We start from the raw sequence: 16,150 nt of genomic DNA, 5'->3' as shown, positions 1-16,150 counted from the left end.
GAGCGTCAAAGCCGGCCACACAGTATCGTGAACCCCAGCCTAACTGCCCTTGCGGCGCACAATAACAAGATCTGCAGACAAGCGCAGTGGCGCTTGACGGGAGTGCTGCGTGAACATATTTGACGAAGCGAAGATCGATTGCCATAACCATTTGTTTGACCCCGCCCGTTTCCCCTATCACCCCGATGCACCCTATGCGCCCTCCGGCCAGGAGGTCGCCACCCAGGCGCAGTTCACCCGGGTGATGGAGGCTTACGGCGTGCAACATGCCTTGCTGGTGGGCCCCAACAGCGGCTACCACACCGACAACCGCTGCCTGCTGCATGCCTTGGCCAGCGGGCAGGGGCGGTTCAAGGGGGTGGCGGTGGTCAAGGCGGACATCAACCTCGACGCGCTGGCGGCGTTACAGGCGCAAGGCGTGGTGGGTATCGCCTTTAACCCCGCGCTTTACGGGGTAGCCAGCCTCAAGGGCGTTGACGGGCTGTTCGGCAAGCTCGCCGAGCTTGGCATGTTCGCCCAGCTGCAGGTGTGTGACGACCAGTTGCTGGACCTGCACGGCCTGCTGCAAGGCTCGCAGGCTCGTCTGTTGATTGACCATTGCGGCCGCCCGGATGTCGCTGCCGGTGTGCAGCAAGCCGGCTTCCAGGCGTTGCTGCGGCTGGCCGACAGCGGCCGCGCCTGCGTGAAGCTGTCAGGCATGCAGAAGTTTGCCGCAGCGGATGCCTTGTTCGAACAGAGCAGTGCATACGTGCAGGCCCTGCTCGAAGCCTTTGGCGCCCAAGCCTGTGTGTGGGGTTCGGACTGGCCGTTCATTCGCCAGCCCGCGCGGGTGGACTACGGCCCGCTGCTGAAGTTGGCCGAGCGCCTGATGCCGGATGCCCGGCTGCGCCGCACAGTGATGTGGGACACCCCTCGGCGATTGTTCGGGTTTGCCTAGCCCCTCCGTTGTGTGCCCTTCCAACAACCAGCGCGCAACCCTGATGAACACTGAACAGAACACCCGTCCCGGGCGGCATCCTCCATGGCCTGGAGGATCGTCTCGGCTAGCGCCCCAAAAGGCATGTGACCTGCGTCGCTTGCCGGATATTCCTTCTGTCGAAAATGGAGCTGAACAATGAGCCAGTACCTGCAAGGCCAAACCGCTATCGTCACCGGTGGCATGCGTGGCATCGGCCTGGCGATTGCCCGCCGCTTGCATGTCGCCGGCGCCCAGGTGGTGATCTGGGACCTTGCCGTCGATGGCTGGAACAGTACGGAAAACGGCTTCGAGCCGGTGCTGCGCCAGGCAGTGGATGTGTCGTCGCTGGCCTCGGTGGAGGCGGCTTTTGCCCAGACGCTGGCGCGTTTGGGGCAGGTGCAGATCTTGGTCAACAATGCCGGCATCAACGGCCCGGTGGTGGCGTCTTGGGAGTACCCGCCAGACGCCTGGGACAAGGTCATCGCCATTGACCTGAACGGTGTGTTCTATTGCTGCCGCACCGCCATCGCGCACATGCGTGAGCGCGGCTACGGGCGCATCGTCAATATCGCCTCCATGGCCGGCAAGGAGGGTGTGCAGTACATCTCGGGCTATTCGGCAGCCAAGGCCGGGGTCATCGCTTTCACCAAGGCGGCAGCCAAGGAGCTGGCGCAGGATGGCGTGTTGCTCAACTGCGTGGCACCGGCGATGGTCGAGACGCCGCTGATGGCCGAGATGACGGCCGAGCATATTGCCGCGAGCAAGGCCAAGATCCCCATGGGGCGCTTCCTCAAGGCCGAGGAGATTGCCAACATGGTCAGCTGGATCGCCGGGCCTGAGTGCAGCTTTACCACTGGCTTTGTGTTTGACCTCAGCGGCGGGAGGGCGACCTACTGAGTGGGCTGGGTGTGGTACGCCCGATGGCGTTGGAGCTGCGCCGGGTAGCCAGCCACGCGCGAACTGCGGGCGACGTCTCGGTGTGCAAGTGCCGTCGTCCGTTGGCGTGCCCGCACCTCAACGCTTGCAAGCAGCGGCACGGGCAACCCAGGCGTGGCTGGACGGGCAGGTGGCAGTCACCCGCCGTCATTCAGGCCTGTGGTTATTCCTGATCGGGTACCACGGCGATCACGTCGATCTCCATCAGCCACTCGGCCTGGGCCAACCCGGCCACCACCAACCCGGTGGAAATCGGGAACACGCCCTTGAGCCACTTGCCCACCTCTTTGTACACCGGCTCGCGGAAGCGCGGGTCGGTGATGTAGGTGGTGGTCTTGACGATGTGCGACAGGTCCGAGCCGGCTTCTTCAAGCAGTTGCTTGACGTTCTTCATCGCCTGTTCGGTTTGTGCGCGCGGGTCACCCAGGCCTACCAGCTTGCCTTCGAAGTCGGTACCGACCTGGCCACGCACGTAGATGGTATTGCCCGCCCGCACGGCCTGGCACAAGTCGTTGTCCAGGGTCTGGTTGGGGTAGGTTTCCTTGGTGTTGAACATGCGGATGCGAGTATGGGTAGGCATCAGTGGGCTCCGAGGGTGCTGACATTGCTGATCTTGGCGGTTTGCTGCTCATCCGCTGCGCGTTGCTCGCGGTCGCGGTAGGCGGTGTAGGTACGTTGCGTGGCGATGTGGCCGGCGACGTGCTTGGCGTCGTGCCACACCCCCCAGATGAACGATGAACCACGGCGCGACAACCACGGCAGGCCGAGGAAGTACACGCCCGGTTCACGGGCCACACCACGCTGGTGCTGGGGCTTGCCGTTGGCATCGAAGGTGTCTACCTGCAGCCAGCTGAAGTCCACGCCGTAACCGGTGGCCCAGATGATGCTGCTGACGCCGGCCTTGGCCAGGTCCAGCTGCTGCAGCGGGTTGCGCATGCACTCCGGGTCGGCCAGGCGCTGGCGGGCTTCGGGCTCTTCCGGCAGGTCCAGGCCGTTGCGCTCGATGTAGGCATCGGCCGCATCCAGCAGGGCCAGGTAGTTGTCGTCGCCGCGGTTGATGTTCTCGACCAGGTTGTCCTGGAAGCGCGCCACGCCGTTCTCGAACGACTGGGTCAGGCCGACCAGGGTCATGCCCTGGTGGGCGAGGGCGCGGAAGTCTACGGTGTGGCCACCACGGGCGCCGCTGACCGCGATGGTCACATGCTCGCGACCGGGTTTGGCAATTTCCGCGTCCCACTCGCCCAGCACGCCCAGCCACCAGCAGAAGTCACGGTTGCGGTAGGCACGCGGCGGGCGGTCGTGGGCGCCGACCGACAGGTACACCTGGCGCCCGGCGCGCATCAATTCCTCGGCAATCTGCACACCGGAAGAACCGGCACCGACCACCAGTACCGCGCCTTCAGGCAACTGCTCTGGGTTGAAATAAGCGGCGGAATGAATCTGGTGCAGGTTGCTGTCTTTCGGCGCGATGGCTGGGATCACCGGCTTCTGGAACGGGCCGGTGGCAGCGACTATGCGGTTGGCGCGAATCACGCCTTCATTGGTGTCGATGGTAAAGCCTGGGCGGTCGCTGTTACGCACCACGCGCTTCACTTCAATGCCGGTGCGCACGGGCAGGTTGTACTTGCGTACGTACTGCTCGAAGTAGTCTGCCACCTGGTCCTTGCCGGCGAATGCATCGGCGTCGAGGTTGAATTCCAGCCCCGGGAAGCGGTCGTGCCAGGCCGGGCCGTTGGCGACCAGCGAGTCCCAGCGGCCGGTACGCCAGGCCTGCGCGATGCGGTTGCGCTCCAGTACCAGGTGCGGCACGCCAAGCTTGCTCAGGTGTTCGCTCATGGCCACGCCGGCCTGGCCGGCGCCGACGACGAGGGTGTCGATTTCGAGGTTGTTCAGTGTCATGTCCGAGCCCTTGTTCAGGCGGTTTTTGTCAGGTCGGTTTGGAGGACCGCCGTTGCCTGGAGCCAGACTAGGGATGCCGTGGAAATGGCGAAAATAGTATTTAGCTGGTGCTTGCCGATAAAACGGCGAAGGCCTTGATTTCTCTGGCCTGTGGGGCAGGTTGGCCGGGTGGGTGACGTGGTTTTTCGAGCGGGTGCAGAGAGCGGGCCCGTGAGCCTAGTTTTTTCCTGCCTACCCCCTCGGAAAAAGGTCGTTTCGCCCGCCCGAAGGTTCCACTCAGAATGCCGTGTATCGCACAGCACAACAGGAACCATGACATGACGTTCTCCATCATCGGTCGTTGCCAGGAAACCGGCCAGGTCGGTATCGCCATCAGCTCGTCGAGCATCGCCGTGGGGGCTCGTTGCCCCTGGGTGCGTGCCGGTGTGGGCGCGGTCTCGACCCAGAACATCACACTGCCGGCGCTGGGCCCGCAGATTCTCGATGCCCTGGAGCATGGCCAGTTGCCGCCCGCCGCTGCGCTGGACAGGGTGCTCAGTGCCAATGGCTGGAGTGAGTACCGCCAGGTCACGGTGATCGACAGCCAAGGCCAGGTGGCCCTGTTCACCGGGCGGGAAGCCTTGGGCACACACCATGCAATGGCCGGCGAACAATGCGCGGCGGCTGGCAACCTGCTGTCCTCGACCCAGGTAATCGAAGCCATGGTGCTGGCCTTCGAGCAGGCCGGCGGCCACCTGGCCGACCGCCTGCTGGCAGCCATGCACGCGGCGATGGCAGCGGGTGGCGAAGCCGGGCCCGTGCACTCGGCGGCGCTGAAGATTGCTGGCGAGCTGACCTGGCCGCTGGTGGACCTGCGCGTCGACTGGGCCGACAGCGACCCGATCGGCGTGCTCGATGGCTTGTGGCAAGCCTATCGCCCGCAGATGCAGGATTACGTCACCCGCGCCCTCAACCCGACCGCCGCGCCAAGCTATGGGGTGCCGGGCGATGAGTGAATTTGCCAGTCGCGCGCTGCTGGCCCGGCTGATCGGCTTTGCCACGGTGAGCCGCGACTCCAACCTGGCGCTGATCGGTTTTATCCGTGATTACCTGGCCGAGCTGGGGGTGGCGTGCGAGCTGTTCCATAACCCGGAGGGCACCAAGGCCAACCTGTTCGCCACTGTCGGCCCCAGGGATGTGGGTGGTGTGGTGCTGTCTGGGCATACCGATGTGGTGCCGGTGGATGGCCAGGCCTGGACGGTCGAGCCGTTTGCCCTGAGTGAGCGTGATGGCCGCCTGTATGGCCGCGGCACGGCCGACATGAAAGGCTTTATCGCCTCGGTGCTGGCTGCTGTGCCCGCGTTTCTCGCGCAGCCGCTGCGCATGCCGGTACACCTGGCATTTTCCTATGACGAAGAAGTCGGTTGCCTGGGCGTGCGCTCGATGCTGGCTGCCCTCGAACAGCGCCCGTGTAAACCACGGCTGTGTCTGATCGGTGAACCCACCGAACTCAAACCGGTGCTGGGGCACAAGGGCAAGCTGGCAATGCGTTGCCAGGTACAGGGCGCAGCGTGCCATTCGGCGTACGCGCCGTATGGGGTGAACGCCATCGAGTATGCGGCGAAACTGATTGGCAAGTTGGGTGAAATCGGCGAGGCCCTGGCACAGCCGGCTCATCACGACGAACGCTTCGATCCGCCGTTCTCCACGGTGCAGACCGGGGTGATCAAAGGGGGCAGGGCGCTGAACATCGTGCCGGCCGAGTGCGAGTTCGATTTCGAAGTACGCGCGCTCCCTGGGTTCGAGGCGCAGGCGGTGGCCGACCAGTTACAAACCTATGCTGAAGCCGAGTTGCTGCCGCGTATGCGCAAGGTCAATACCGCCAGCGCCATTCGCCTGGCGCCGCTGAGTGCCTATCCGGGGCTGGCGACACCGGAAGACAGCGAGGCTGCGCGGTTGGTGGCGCTACTCAGCGGCTCGGATACGTTCGGCACGGTAGCGTTTGGTACCGAAGGTGGCTTGTTCGACCAGGCGGGCATCCCCACCGTGGTGTGCGGGCCTGGCAGCATGGACCAGGGCCACAAGCCGGATGAGTTTGTCAGTGTCGAGCAGTTGCGCGGCTGTGATGCCATGCTGCTGAGGCTGGTGGACTACCTCAAGCTGGCTTGAGGGTTGCGACGGTGGATGGGCCGCAGTGCGGCCCCGGTGACTCAGAAGGTCGCCTTGACCTGCAGGCCAACCACCAGTGCATTGTCGATGTCTTTGCCCGAGAACGCCCCTGGCTCGATGATGTATTGCACATCCGGACGCAGGTTCAGCCATGGCGTGGCCTGGTAGCCGTAGCTCAGTTCGATCAACTGCTCGGCGCTGTCGATATCCGGGAACTGCTGGCCCGCGTTGAACGCGGCATCCTCCAGCACATCGCGGCTACGCGGGTTGGGCACGGCGCGGCCGTAACCCAGTGCCACGGTATCTTTCGGGCGGCCTTCGAACGGCTTGTACAGCACCACGCCGGCGCCATACCACTTGGTGAACGGCGAAGCGGCCTTGCTCGACGCCGAGTACTGGCCGAAGGCGTGCAGGCTTCGGCCTGGGGAGGCCTGGTCGTTCCACACCGCCTGGTCGACCAGCAGGTAATGGCCACCTCGGCCGGACACTTCATCGTCGCTGCCGATGCGTTTCACATCAGAGCTGTCGTAGTAGTAGCCCAGTTTGTACTCGCCTGGCAGTTCACCCTGCAGCTTGTATACCAGTTCTACCGGTACCACGGTGCCGGTGGTGTGCTTGGGCCCCAGGTGCCAGGCGCGGCTGGAGTTGCCGTTGCTCTCGGGGTCGACGTTGAACGCCGCCACGCGCAGCTGCCAGGCTGGCGACAGGTCGTACTTCACCCGCACGCCGAGGTGGGCGTTGGGGTAGTTGGTCCAGCCACTGCCGCCGGACATGTTCAGCGGGTGGCCGCAGAAGCCGGCGTTCATGAAGTTGCACAGGATGCCGCTGTCCAGGCCGCCGAGGTCGTTGCCCATGGCCATGTAGCCGAGTTTTACGTTGAGCGCCGGGGTGAACAGCGTGCGCTCGTAGCTCAGCTCGGTCAGGCGGGTGTACAGGCCACCGTAGTTTTCCTGGATTGGCAGGCGGTTGCCGACCAGGTCTTCCGAGGCGCTGTTACCGCGGCGGTCGTTGATGGTCAGCTGGACCTTGCCGCCGTTGTCCAGACCGTACAGTTTCGACAGGTCGAACTGCACACCCAGCTTGACGTTCTGCGAATAGCGCGCCGAACGGTGCAGGCCACCGTGGGCGTTGTAGGCGGTTTCACCGCTGTAGTCGCCGGTGATCTTGACGCCGTCTTCTTCGAGTTGATGGCGCAGGCCGCCCCAGTCACCGGTCAGGGTGCTGCGGGTCATGAGGTCGTCGCTGGCAAGGGCAGTGGTGCTGGCCAGGGCCAGCAGCAGGGTGGGGGTGATGCGAGTTGCGGATGGCATTACAGAATCTCGGGTTGTCTTTGAGGGGCATTCGCGGGCAAGCCCGCTCCTACAGGGGCCTTGTAGGAGCGGGCTTGCCCGCGAAGCAGGCGACGCGGTCTTACGGCAGAGCGTAAGAAATCACATAGTCGCCGCGGTCAGTCGACTGGCGGGCGCCGCCAGCGGTGATCACCACGTACTGCTTGCCGGTCTTCGGCGAGACGTAGGTCATCGGGCCGCCCTGGCTGCCTACTGGCAGGCGAGCCTTCCAGATTTCGTTACCGTTGCTGCTGTCGTAGGCACGCAGGTAGAAGTCCTGGGTACCGGCGATGAACACCAGGCCGCCTTGGGTCGACAGGGTGCCGCCAAGGGTTGGCAGGCCGATCTTGATCGGCAGGTGCATGCGGATGCCGAGCGGGCCGGTGTCTTCAACGGTGCCGACCGGCACCTGCCAGGCCACCTGGCGGGTCTTCATGTCGATGGCGGTCAGGGTGCCGAACGGCGGTGCCTGGCATGGAATGCCGGCGACCGACAGGAAGCGGTTCTTGTTCACGGCATACGGGGTGCCCTTGAGCGGTACCGCGCCCATGCCAGTGTTCAGTGCTTCGCCACCGGAAGCCGCGCCACCTTTGTTCTGCGACGGGATCATCTGGATCCACAGGCCCAGACGCATGTCGTTGACGAAGATGAAGCCATGTACCGGGTCGGTAGAAATGCTGCCCCAGTTCATGCCACCCAGCGAACCCGGGAAGCTCAGCGACAGGTCGGTACCCGGCGCGGTGTACAGGCCGTCGTAGCGCATCTTCTTGAAGTCGATGCGGCACAGCAGCTGGTCATACGGGGTGGCACCCCACATGTCCGATTCGGTCAGGGTCTGCGCGCCGATCTGCGGCATGCCCACCGACTTGGGCTGGGTAGGGGAGTACGGCTCGTTCGGGATGTTGCTTGGCTTGACCGGTACTTCGTCGACCTGGGTCAGCGGCTTGCCGGTGGCGCGGTCGAGCACGTAGATCTGCCCAGCCTTGGTGCCGATCACCACCGCAGGTACCGACTGGCCGTCGTCCTTGGTGAAGTCGATCAGGCTTGGCTGCATGGGCAGGTCGAAGTCCCAGAGGTCATTGTGCACGGTCTGGAACACCCATTTCTGGTTGCCGGTGGTGGCGTCCAGGGCCAGCACCGAAGCGCCGTAAGTGTGGTCCAGTTTGCTGCGCTCTACGCCGTAGATGTCGGTGGACGACGAACCCATGGGCAGGAACACGGTGTTCATCGCCGGGTCGTAGGACATCGGCGCCCAGCTGTTCGGGGTGCTGCGCACGTAGGTGCTGTCGGCCTGTGGTGCCTGGCGATCTTCCGGGTTGCCCGGGTCGAAGGCCCAGCGCATTTCACCGGTGATCACGTCAAAACCACGGATCACACCGCCTGGCATGTCGGTCTGGACGTTGTCGGCAACACGGCCGCCGACCACCACGGTAGTGCCGGCCATCAGCGGTGCCGAGGACAGCTGGTAGTAGGAGTCCGGTACATCACCCAGGCCGGCCTTGAGGTCAACCTGGCCATTGTTGCCGAAGCCCTGGCAGAACTCGCCGTTGTCGGCGTCCACGGCAATCAGGCGGCCGTCGATGGTGTTGGTCAGCAGGCGACGCTGGCAGTTGGCACCGGCCGCTACGCTAACGCCGGTGATCGGCGAGCTGTTCGGCTGGGTTGGCTGGGCGATGGCGGAAGTGGCGTCAAAGTAGGCCATGCCACGGCAACGCTGCCAGACCTTGGACTGGGCGTTGATTTCGTTCTTCCACAGCTCTTTGCCGGTGTCGGCATCGAGTGCGATCAGGTTGTTGTGCGGGGTGCAGATGAACACCTTGCTGCCGATCTGCAGCGGGGTGAGCTGGTCTTCGGCACCGTTGCCATCACTGATCGCGACGTCGCCGGTGTGGTAGGTCCAGGCCACTTTCAGCTTGTTGACGTTGTCACGGTTGATCTGGTCCAGCGCGGCGAAGCGGCTGCCACCTTCGGTGTTGCCGTAGTGGGCCCAGTCTTTCTGCTCCTTGCCGGCTTCGACCGGGGTCATGCCCGGGCCCTTGCCGGTGGGGGCGACGCTTGGGTGGGCAACGAACATGTTGCCGACCGCGATCACCAGTACCACGGCCATTACCCCGGCTACGCCGTACGCACCGCGCCCGGCGCTGGCGCCGTTGGCACGCGCCAGCAGCGGGTAGACCAGCGCCACGACCATGCCGATTGCGCCGAACATGAACAGGCGCGAGAACAGCGGCCAGAACACCAGGCCCGCATCGATCAGTGCCCAGATGGCAGTACCGACCAGGAACACGGCATACAGCCAGGCGCCCGCCTTCTTGCGGCGAGCAATGAGGACACCGGCGATGGCCATGGCCAAGCCGCCGATCAGGAAGTACCAGGAACCGCCCAGACCGGCGAGCTTGACGCCGCCAGCAGCTAGGAGGAGGCCGAGCAGGGCGATGATCACGCCCAGGCCGACCAGGATGAAGTGTGTGGCGCCAGAGGCGCGCGGTGTTTCTTTCATGCCAGGGATCTCAGCAGGTGGAATGCGCGCAGTTTAAGCCCTTAGCTTGCTAATTAACAAGTTGGTACATAATTGAGCGAGGCTGATTGTCGCAGGGCTGAACTTACGAAGATGTGGCTAAAAGTATAGATAAGGTGCTGAAAAACGCATTCAACGGGGCGTTTATGACGCCTCTTCGATTGGTATTCATGCTTTGGTCGTAAGCCCAACCTTGCACGGCGACGGGACAACTGCGCCTTGTGCACGGGCAGGCATGGCCCCTTCAGGCAGGCCATGGGGTGCTGCTGCTATAGAACACCGCGAGCCAGATGGTGGCCGTGCCGGGCGCGGTCCATTCCACGCGGTGGCGGTCGTGCGGGGGGATGTCCAGACAATCGCCCGGCGCCAGCAGGCGGGTGTGGTGCTCGTGCTCGAAACGCAGGGCGGCAGCACCACTGAGCAACATGATCCACTCGCCTTCGGCCTGGTCGTACCAGAAGCCGGGCGGGCTGGCCTGCCCGCTGGAGACGATACGCTCCACGCGGATGCCCGGGCGGCTGAGCAATTCGTCGACACGTTCGGCGCTGGCGGGATCGCAGGGCGGCAGGGCGGTCAGCAGGTTGTTCAGGGTCATGGTAAGCCTCCTTGGAAATGGGGTGATTCCACTATGGACGCAATCGCCTTGACGCGCGCGGCTTGACCCGCCCGGCTGTTTGTAAGAACTTTCCGAGTTTTGGAAGACGGGCTGAACATGGACAAGCTGCTGGCGATGAAAATGTTCGTGGCCACTGTCGATGCCCAAGGCTTTTCTGCTGCCGCGCGCAGGCTAGGGCTGGCGACATCGTCGGTGACACGTCTGGTCGATGCCCTGGAAGCGTCGCTGGGTGCCACCTTGCTCAACCGCTCGACACGCCAGGTCAGCCTGACCGAGGCTGGCGCCCGTTACTACCAGCGCGCACGGGGCATTTTTGAAGCACTGGACGAGGCTGATGCCAGCATCGCCGATCGCGGCGAGGAGCCTGTCGGTGTGCTGCGCCTGTGCCTGCCAGTGGAGTTCGGCAGGCGGGTCATTGCCCCGCACCTGGGGCCATTCCTGGCGCAGCACCCGGCGCTGGAACTGGACATCGACCTCAGTGACCGGCTGGACGATTTGCTTGACGGGCGCTATGACCTGTCGATTCGCCTGGGCGACCCCTCGCCCAATGACGAGTTGGTGTGCCGCCGGCTCGGCCGTTTTCAGCGTTGGCTGGTGGCCAGCCCGGCTTACCTGGCCGGGCGTGAGCCACTGCAGCATCCCCGAGAGTTGCTTGACCATGCCTGCCTGCGCTTTCGCTATGGGCAGAAGGCGCGCCCCTGGCGCCTGACCTGTGGCCAGGACAGCCTGGAACTGGACGTAAGTGGGCCACTGCGCAGCGCCAATGCCGACATGTTGCGTGAAACGGCACTGGCAGGCAGTGGTATCGCACTGCTGGCCGATTGGCTGGTACGCGAGGATGTGTTGGCAGGGCGCCTGCAGCGGGTCTTCCCCGACTGGCAGGCCAGCCCTGGCGCAGCCAATAGCAGCATCAACGCCCTGTATATGCCCAACCACCGGGGCTCACGGCGGGTAAACGCATTCATCGACTTTTGCGAAAATTTGCTCATACACGGTAACTAGTGTTGCGCAGCGCGCAAAGCCGCATTGCGCCGCCGCCGGATTCTCGGCGCTGACGTCCATGAGTAAGGTGGCCGGCATATACCCAACCCTTGTCGAGGAACTTCGCATGAACCCCTCCCTTGCGACAGCGCAACCGGCCGCCGCCAGCCTGAGCCGGGCTCTGGTAGTGCTGCTGGCGTTCTGCTGCGGCGCGATTGTCGCCAACATCTACTACGCCCAGCCCATCGTCGGGCTGATCGCCCCGGACCTGGGGCTGTCCACCGAGCATGCCAGCCTGATCGTTTCCCTCACTCAGCTGGGCTATGCCCTGGGCCTTTTATTGCTGGTACCGCTGGCCGACCTGCTGGAAAACCGCCGCCTGATGGTGGCCACCGCGGTCCTGGCCTGCGTCAGCCTGCTGCTGGCGGGCACCAGCAGCAGTGGCCAGGGTCAGCTGTTCCTGGGTTATGCATTGCTGATCGGCTTCAGTTCGGTGTCGGTGCAGATGCTCATCCCGCTGGCGGCGCATCTGGCGCCGGAGCAGCAGCGTGGTCGTGTGGTCGGTAACATCATGGGCGGCTTGCTGCTGGGCATCCTGCTGGCGCGACCGCTGTCGAGCGTGGTGGCCGACCACTTCGGCTGGCGTGCGGTGTTCATTGGCGCCGCCGGGGTAATGCTGGCGATCATCCTGTTGCTGTCATTGACCTTGCCGCAGCGGCGGCCCGAGCACAAAGCCAGCTATGCCGGGCTGATGCTGTCGCTGCTCACACTGCTGCGTCGTTATCCGCTGTTGCGCCAGCGTTCGTTGTACCAGGCATTGATGTTTGCAGCGTTCAGCCTTTACTGGACGGCAGTGCCGATGGCGCTTGCCGGGGAGCATGGCCTGTCACAAAGCCAGATCGCTGTGTTCGCCCTTGTCGGCGCGGTGGGTGCCGTTGCTGCGCCCATGGCCGGCCGCCTGGCCGATGCCGGGCATGCCCGGGCCGGCTCGCTGCTGGCGCTGTTGCTGGCGCCGGCGGCCTTGTTGCTGGGGCTGACAGTGCCGGGTTACAGCGTGATCGGCCTGGGCCTTACCGGCGTGTTGCTGGACTTTGCGGTGCAGATGAACATGGTCATCGGCCAGCGTGAAGTGTACGCACTGGACCCGGCCAGCCGCGGGCGGCTGAATGCGGTGTACATGACCAGCATCTTCCTCGGCGGGGCGCTGGGGTCGGCGGTGGCCAGTGCGCTGTTCAGCCAGTTTGGCTGGCATGGCGTGGCACTGGTGGGGGCGGGGTTGCCGGGTGTGGCGCTGGTTGTGTTTCTACTCAAAGCACGCCGGGGTTGAACCGTTACGCGGTGCAGGGCACGGGCTTCGCCCGTGTTCGCGGGCCCGCTATCGGCCAAGCGGCAGCGCCAGGCCAATCAAGGCAAACAGGCTCCCGCAGCAGCGATTGAAACCTTTGCCACCCTTGGCCAGCCATGGCCGAATGCGAAACGCCAGGCGCGCCAGCAGGTATTCGACCAGAAACTCGACGCTGGCAAAGGTCGCGGCCATCACCGCAAATTGCAGCACCAGCCCTCGCTGTGGGTCGATGAACTGCGGCAGGAAGGCACCATAGAACAGCAGCACCTTGGGGTTCGCCATGGCCGAAAGCAGGCCCTGGCGAAACAGCCCGGCATTGCCCAGCCGCGCGCTGTGCGCGGTCAGTTCCAGCTGCAGGCCTGGACTGCGCCACAGTTGAATGCCCAGCCAGATCAAATAAGCCCCGCCCACCCACTTCAGGACGCCCAGCACCGCCGCCGAGGTTTGGAGCAGTGCGCTGAGGCCGAACATGGTCAAGGCGATGAGGGCGCTGAAACCCAATACCCCGCCCACGATGGTGAACAGCGTTCGCCGTGCGCCATAGAGCGCGCCATGGGTCAACGCCAACAGGCTGTTGGGCCCTGGGGTCAGCGACAGGCCGATGCTGGCCAGCAGGTAGATGAGCCAGGTGTCCAGTGCCATGTTGAAAACTGCCGTGTTCGAGAGAGGGCGACAGTCTATGGCGCAACGCTCAAGCTGGAAGAGTATTATCTGGTCATACAAGAGTCTTTTCTGGACGTGGTTTCATGCCGCCCGACATTCGCTTGCTGATCATGCCGTTACCGGATTTTGCCTTGCTGCCGTTTGGCGCCTTTCTCGACAAATTGCGCTTCAGCGCCGACGACGAGGACTACAGCCAGCAACGCTATTGCAGCTGGACGGTGGCGGGGCTCAGCCTCGAGCCGGTACCGTCAAGCAGTGGCGCGGTGCTGCAGGTCGAGGCCATTGCCGATCAGCTCGACCTCGCCCTTTTCGACTACCTGGTGGTGTTCGGCGGTCGCAGTGCCATGGCCACCGCGGCGTTGGCGCCACGTTACCAGGCGTTGCTCAGGCAGGCCGCCAAGGCGGGAGTCAAGCTGGTGGGGGTCGACAATGGCGCCTTCCTGCTGGCTGCCTGCGGCCTGCTGCAGGGGCACAAGGTGGTGGTGCACTGGCGTCACGAAGCCGAGTTTCGTGCTGCTTTTCCGCAGTTGCAGCTGCTGCGCGAGCAGTTGTACTGCATCGATGGCAACCGCATCACGTGCGCCGGTGGCACTGCCGCCATAGACCTGGCCGTTGCACTACTGTCACGTGCTTGCGGGCGAACCCGTGCGCTCAAAGGGCTGGCTGACATGCTGGTGGACGAGACCCGCGACAGCCGTCACGCCTTGCGCTCGCTGGAGCTGGGTGCTGGTCAGGGGCGCCAGGTGCAACGGGCGCAAGCACTGATGCGTCATCACCTGGGCACACCGTTGGCCGTGGAGCAACTGGCCGCAGAGCTGGGCATCAGCAGGCGTCAACTGGACCGGCAGTTCCAGGCCAGCCACGGTATGAGCACCAAGGCCTGGTGGCTGGAGATGCGCTTGCAGCAGGCGCGCTGGCGTTTGCTCAACTCCAGCCACAGCCTGGCGCAGATTGCCGATGAGGTGGGCCTGGGTGATGCCAGCTACCTTGGCAAGTGCGTGCGGCGTCGGTTTGGGTGTACGGCCCTGCAGTTGCGTGCAGGTCATTACCCGCTCACGTGATCTACTGCGGCGTCCCGAACAACCCTGTCCAGTAGATCCCTGCATCGCTCTTGGGGTCTATCGCATAGGCAGCGCCCAATTCACGGAAGTCCGGATTCATCAGCGTGGCGCAGTGCCCCGGGCTGTCCAGCCAGCCGTTGACGACCTTTTGCGCGGTGTCACGCCCGGCGGTGATATTTTCGCCGATCTGCTGGTACAGGTACCCGGCCAGTTCCGCCCGGTCACCGGGTGTGCGGCCATCTTTGTCGATGTGGTCGAAGAAGTTCTGGTTGGCCATGGCCCGTGTGTGGTTGGCGGCGACCTCCGCCAGCACTGTGCTCCAGCTCAGTGGCGGGGCGGCGGCAAACGGCTGGCCACCGCATTGCCGTGGCACCTTGCGCGCGGCGTTGACCTCCTGAAGCACCTTCTGTCCCTCGGCCTGCCAGTCGCCCAGGCGGCCGCTGAGCAGCGGCCGTGCCAGCACGATGCGCCAGTCGCGGCCCTCCTGGCTGACGCCGATATCGACGAATTGCGGGTCGAGCACCACCTGGCAGAAGCTTTCCTCGATGGCATGCATGGCGGCGCGTGCGTCGCGTGGCCCCGACAGGCTGATGGCCTGGACGCTGACCATGGGGTAGGCGGCGCGGGTCATGGCCTGTTGCAGGTCGCGGGTGCCCTCTGGCGACAGCGCAAGGCGTGTGTCGCTGTTGAGCGGCGGCAGTTCCAACGACGCCTCGCCACCGCAGGGCTGGGCCTTGCTGCGGTAGACATTGATCGAATCGATCAACCGCGCCTCTTCGCCGGTGGCTGCCAGCGCCCCGGTCGAAACGACCAGGCCCAGTGACAAGGCGACAACGGATGTCAGGACGCGCATGTGGATCTCCCTATGACTGGCAGCGTCGTGGTGTGCGCTGCTCATCCTACACAAGCCCGGGGCTTTTGGCCCGAGGTCGTGCAAGGCAATGAAAACACCGGCAATCGTTACTGGCGGCAAAAGAGGGAGTAGACCCCAGGCCCGTGGAAAAGTGCGGTCAGGTGCCAGTCATTCGCATCGGGCCGGCGTTGTCAGCCGTTTACGCGTCAATGGGCCAACGCCTGGTTCGGCTTGTAGAACAGGAAGTGGGTGGTCTGCGCGGTCTTGCGATAAGCCTTCGCCCAGTCGGGGCGCACCGTGCGATCGTGAAAGTACAATGCACCGCCGGTGGGGTCTTTCAACTGCTGGTTCAGCGCCTTGCGTGCGATCTCTTTGGCAACGTTGTAGCGTTGCGGTTCCTCGACCTGGTCCGGGCGCCCGTCACACCACCATGAGAACTGACAGGCCTTGGTCTCCACCCCCTGTTTGACTACCGCGCAGATGGTGTCGGGAAAGCCATCGTGGCCCAGGCGGTTGAGCACCACACTGGCCACCGCGGTCATGTCTTTGGCGTCGGCGCCCTTGGCTTCCCAGTAGATGGTACGTGCCAGGCAGGTGATGCTGTCATCCAGCGGCGCCTGGCCAGCCGGGTCCACTGCCTGCGTTTCGCCTGGGGTCAGTTTCTCTGCCTTCCTGGGGGGCGGCGCATCTTCGACGACCTTTTCTTCAAGCACTGCGGCCTTGTCCTCGGCAACGGCGGCTTTGGCTGGATCAGCGGCATACAGGGGGTCTGCGAGCAGGGCCGAGGTCAAGCCGATCAGCATCAAGTGAAGGCGCATGGGCACATTACCAGGCAGTGGGCAGA

The 16,150-nt window shown here is 64.3% G+C and carries 15 protein-coding genes; 7 read left to right on the top strand and 8 right to left on the bottom strand.

Annotated features, from left to right (window positions below; all coding sequences use genetic code 11):
• Positions 1 to 109: 109 nt before the first annotated feature.
• Together LMH93_RS16055 and LMH93_RS16050 are read left to right on the top strand one after the other, a co-directional pair.
• Positions 110 to 937 (top strand): amidohydrolase family protein, encoded by an 828-nt coding sequence (locus LMH93_RS16055; RefSeq protein WP_003247759.1) that lies wholly within the window; start codon positions 110 to 112, stop codon positions 935 to 937.
• Positions 938 to 1,114: 177 nt separating this feature from the next.
• Entirely contained in the window at positions 1,115 to 1,855 is a 741-nt protein-coding gene (locus tag LMH93_RS16050; protein WP_003247762.1) for an SDR family NAD(P)-dependent oxidoreductase, read from the top strand.
• 202 nt (positions 1,856 to 2,057) lie between these two features.
• Here LMH93_RS16050 and LMH93_RS16045 read toward each other — a convergent pair whose 3' ends face one another.
• Together LMH93_RS16045 and LMH93_RS16040 are read right to left on the bottom strand one after the other, a co-directional pair.
• Positions 2,058 to 2,474 (bottom strand): RidA family protein, encoded by a 417-nt coding sequence (locus tag LMH93_RS16045; RefSeq protein ID WP_003247763.1) that lies wholly within the window; start codon positions 2,472 to 2,474, stop codon positions 2,058 to 2,060.
• A complete protein-coding gene (locus tag LMH93_RS16040; RefSeq protein WP_230064367.1) occupies positions 2,474 to 3,793 on the bottom strand; it encodes a flavin-containing monooxygenase in 1,320 nt (439 codons plus the stop codon). The genes LMH93_RS16045 and LMH93_RS16040 overlap by 1 nt, the downstream gene beginning before the upstream one ends.
• A gap of 317 nt (positions 3,794 to 4,110) precedes the next feature.
• On the opposite strand from LMH93_RS16040, the gene LMH93_RS16035 reads away from it, so the two are divergent.
• A complete protein-coding gene (locus LMH93_RS16035) occupies positions 4,111 to 4,788 on the top strand; it encodes a DUF1028 domain-containing protein (RefSeq protein ID WP_003247767.1) in 678 nt (225 codons plus the stop codon).
• On the top strand, positions 4,781 to 5,941 hold the full coding sequence (gene argE / locus LMH93_RS16030) for an acetylornithine deacetylase (RefSeq protein WP_185280242.1): 1,161 nt from the start codon (positions 4,781 to 4,783) through the stop codon (positions 5,939 to 5,941). Before LMH93_RS16035 ends, argE begins: the two co-directional genes overlap by 8 nt.
• A 41-nt stretch (positions 5,942 to 5,982) precedes the next feature.
• Here the strand turns inward: argE and LMH93_RS16025 are convergent, their stop codons facing one another.
• The 3 genes from LMH93_RS16025 to LMH93_RS16015 form a co-directional block, all read right to left on the bottom strand.
• Entirely contained in the window at positions 5,983 to 7,251 is a 1,269-nt protein-coding gene (locus tag LMH93_RS16025) for a carbohydrate porin (RefSeq protein ID WP_003247771.1), read from the bottom strand.
• Positions 7,252 to 7,351: 100 nt separating this feature from the next.
• Entirely contained in the window at positions 7,352 to 9,769 is a 2,418-nt protein-coding gene (locus LMH93_RS16020) for a glucose/quinate/shikimate family membrane-bound PQQ-dependent dehydrogenase (protein WP_230064366.1), read from the bottom strand.
• Between the two features lie 262 nt (positions 9,770 to 10,031).
• Positions 10,032 to 10,382 carry a cupin domain-containing protein gene (locus LMH93_RS16015; RefSeq protein ID WP_003247774.1) on the bottom strand — a complete coding sequence of 117 codons (351 nt, stop codon included), beginning with the start codon at positions 10,380 to 10,382 and terminating at the stop codon, positions 10,032 to 10,034.
• A gap of 117 nt (positions 10,383 to 10,499) precedes the next feature.
• Between LMH93_RS16015 and LMH93_RS16010 the strand changes: the two genes are divergently transcribed.
• On the top strand, positions 10,500 to 11,405 hold the full coding sequence (locus tag LMH93_RS16010; protein WP_230064365.1) for a LysR family transcriptional regulator: 906 nt from the start codon (positions 10,500 to 10,502) through the stop codon (positions 11,403 to 11,405).
• A gap of 106 nt (positions 11,406 to 11,511) precedes the next feature.
• Entirely contained in the window at positions 11,512 to 12,711 is a 1,200-nt protein-coding gene (locus tag LMH93_RS16005; protein ID WP_004575297.1) for an MFS transporter, read from the top strand.
• Between the two features lie 48 nt (positions 12,712 to 12,759).
• On the opposite strand, the gene LMH93_RS16000 is transcribed toward LMH93_RS16005, so the two are convergent.
• Positions 12,760 to 13,371, bottom strand: coding sequence for a LysE family translocator (locus LMH93_RS16000; RefSeq protein ID WP_014590714.1), 612 nt, complete (start codon positions 13,369 to 13,371; stop codon positions 12,760 to 12,762).
• Positions 13,372 to 13,475: 104 nt separating this feature from the next.
• Here LMH93_RS16000 and LMH93_RS15995 point away from each other — a divergent pair, with 104 nt between their 5' ends.
• The gene (locus LMH93_RS15995; protein WP_004575299.1) at positions 13,476 to 14,453 is read left to right on the top strand and encodes a GlxA family transcriptional regulator; all 978 of its coding nucleotides are present in this window, start codon (positions 13,476 to 13,478) and stop codon (positions 14,451 to 14,453) included.
• 1 nt (position 14,454) lies between these two features.
• Here LMH93_RS15995 and LMH93_RS15990 read toward each other — a convergent pair whose 3' ends face one another.
• Both LMH93_RS15990 and LMH93_RS15985 read right to left on the bottom strand, forming a co-directional pair.
• Complete coding sequence (locus LMH93_RS15990) at positions 14,455 to 15,306, bottom strand: CAP domain-containing protein (protein ID WP_185280247.1); 852 nt, start codon at positions 15,304 to 15,306, stop codon at positions 14,455 to 14,457.
• Positions 15,307 to 15,512: 206 nt separating this feature from the next.
• Complete coding sequence (locus LMH93_RS15985) at positions 15,513 to 16,124, bottom strand: cell wall hydrolase (RefSeq protein ID WP_185280248.1); 612 nt, start codon at positions 16,122 to 16,124, stop codon at positions 15,513 to 15,515.
• Between the last annotated feature and the right edge of the window lie 26 nt (positions 16,125 to 16,150).

The organism is Pseudomonas sp. CIP-10, from assembly GCF_020911845.1.
GTDB classification, from domain to species: Bacteria; Pseudomonadota; Gammaproteobacteria; order Pseudomonadales; family Pseudomonadaceae; genus Aquipseudomonas; species Aquipseudomonas alloputida.
Note: the sequence above shows the minus strand (reverse complement) of the source record. Positions and strands in the feature narration are given on the sequence as shown.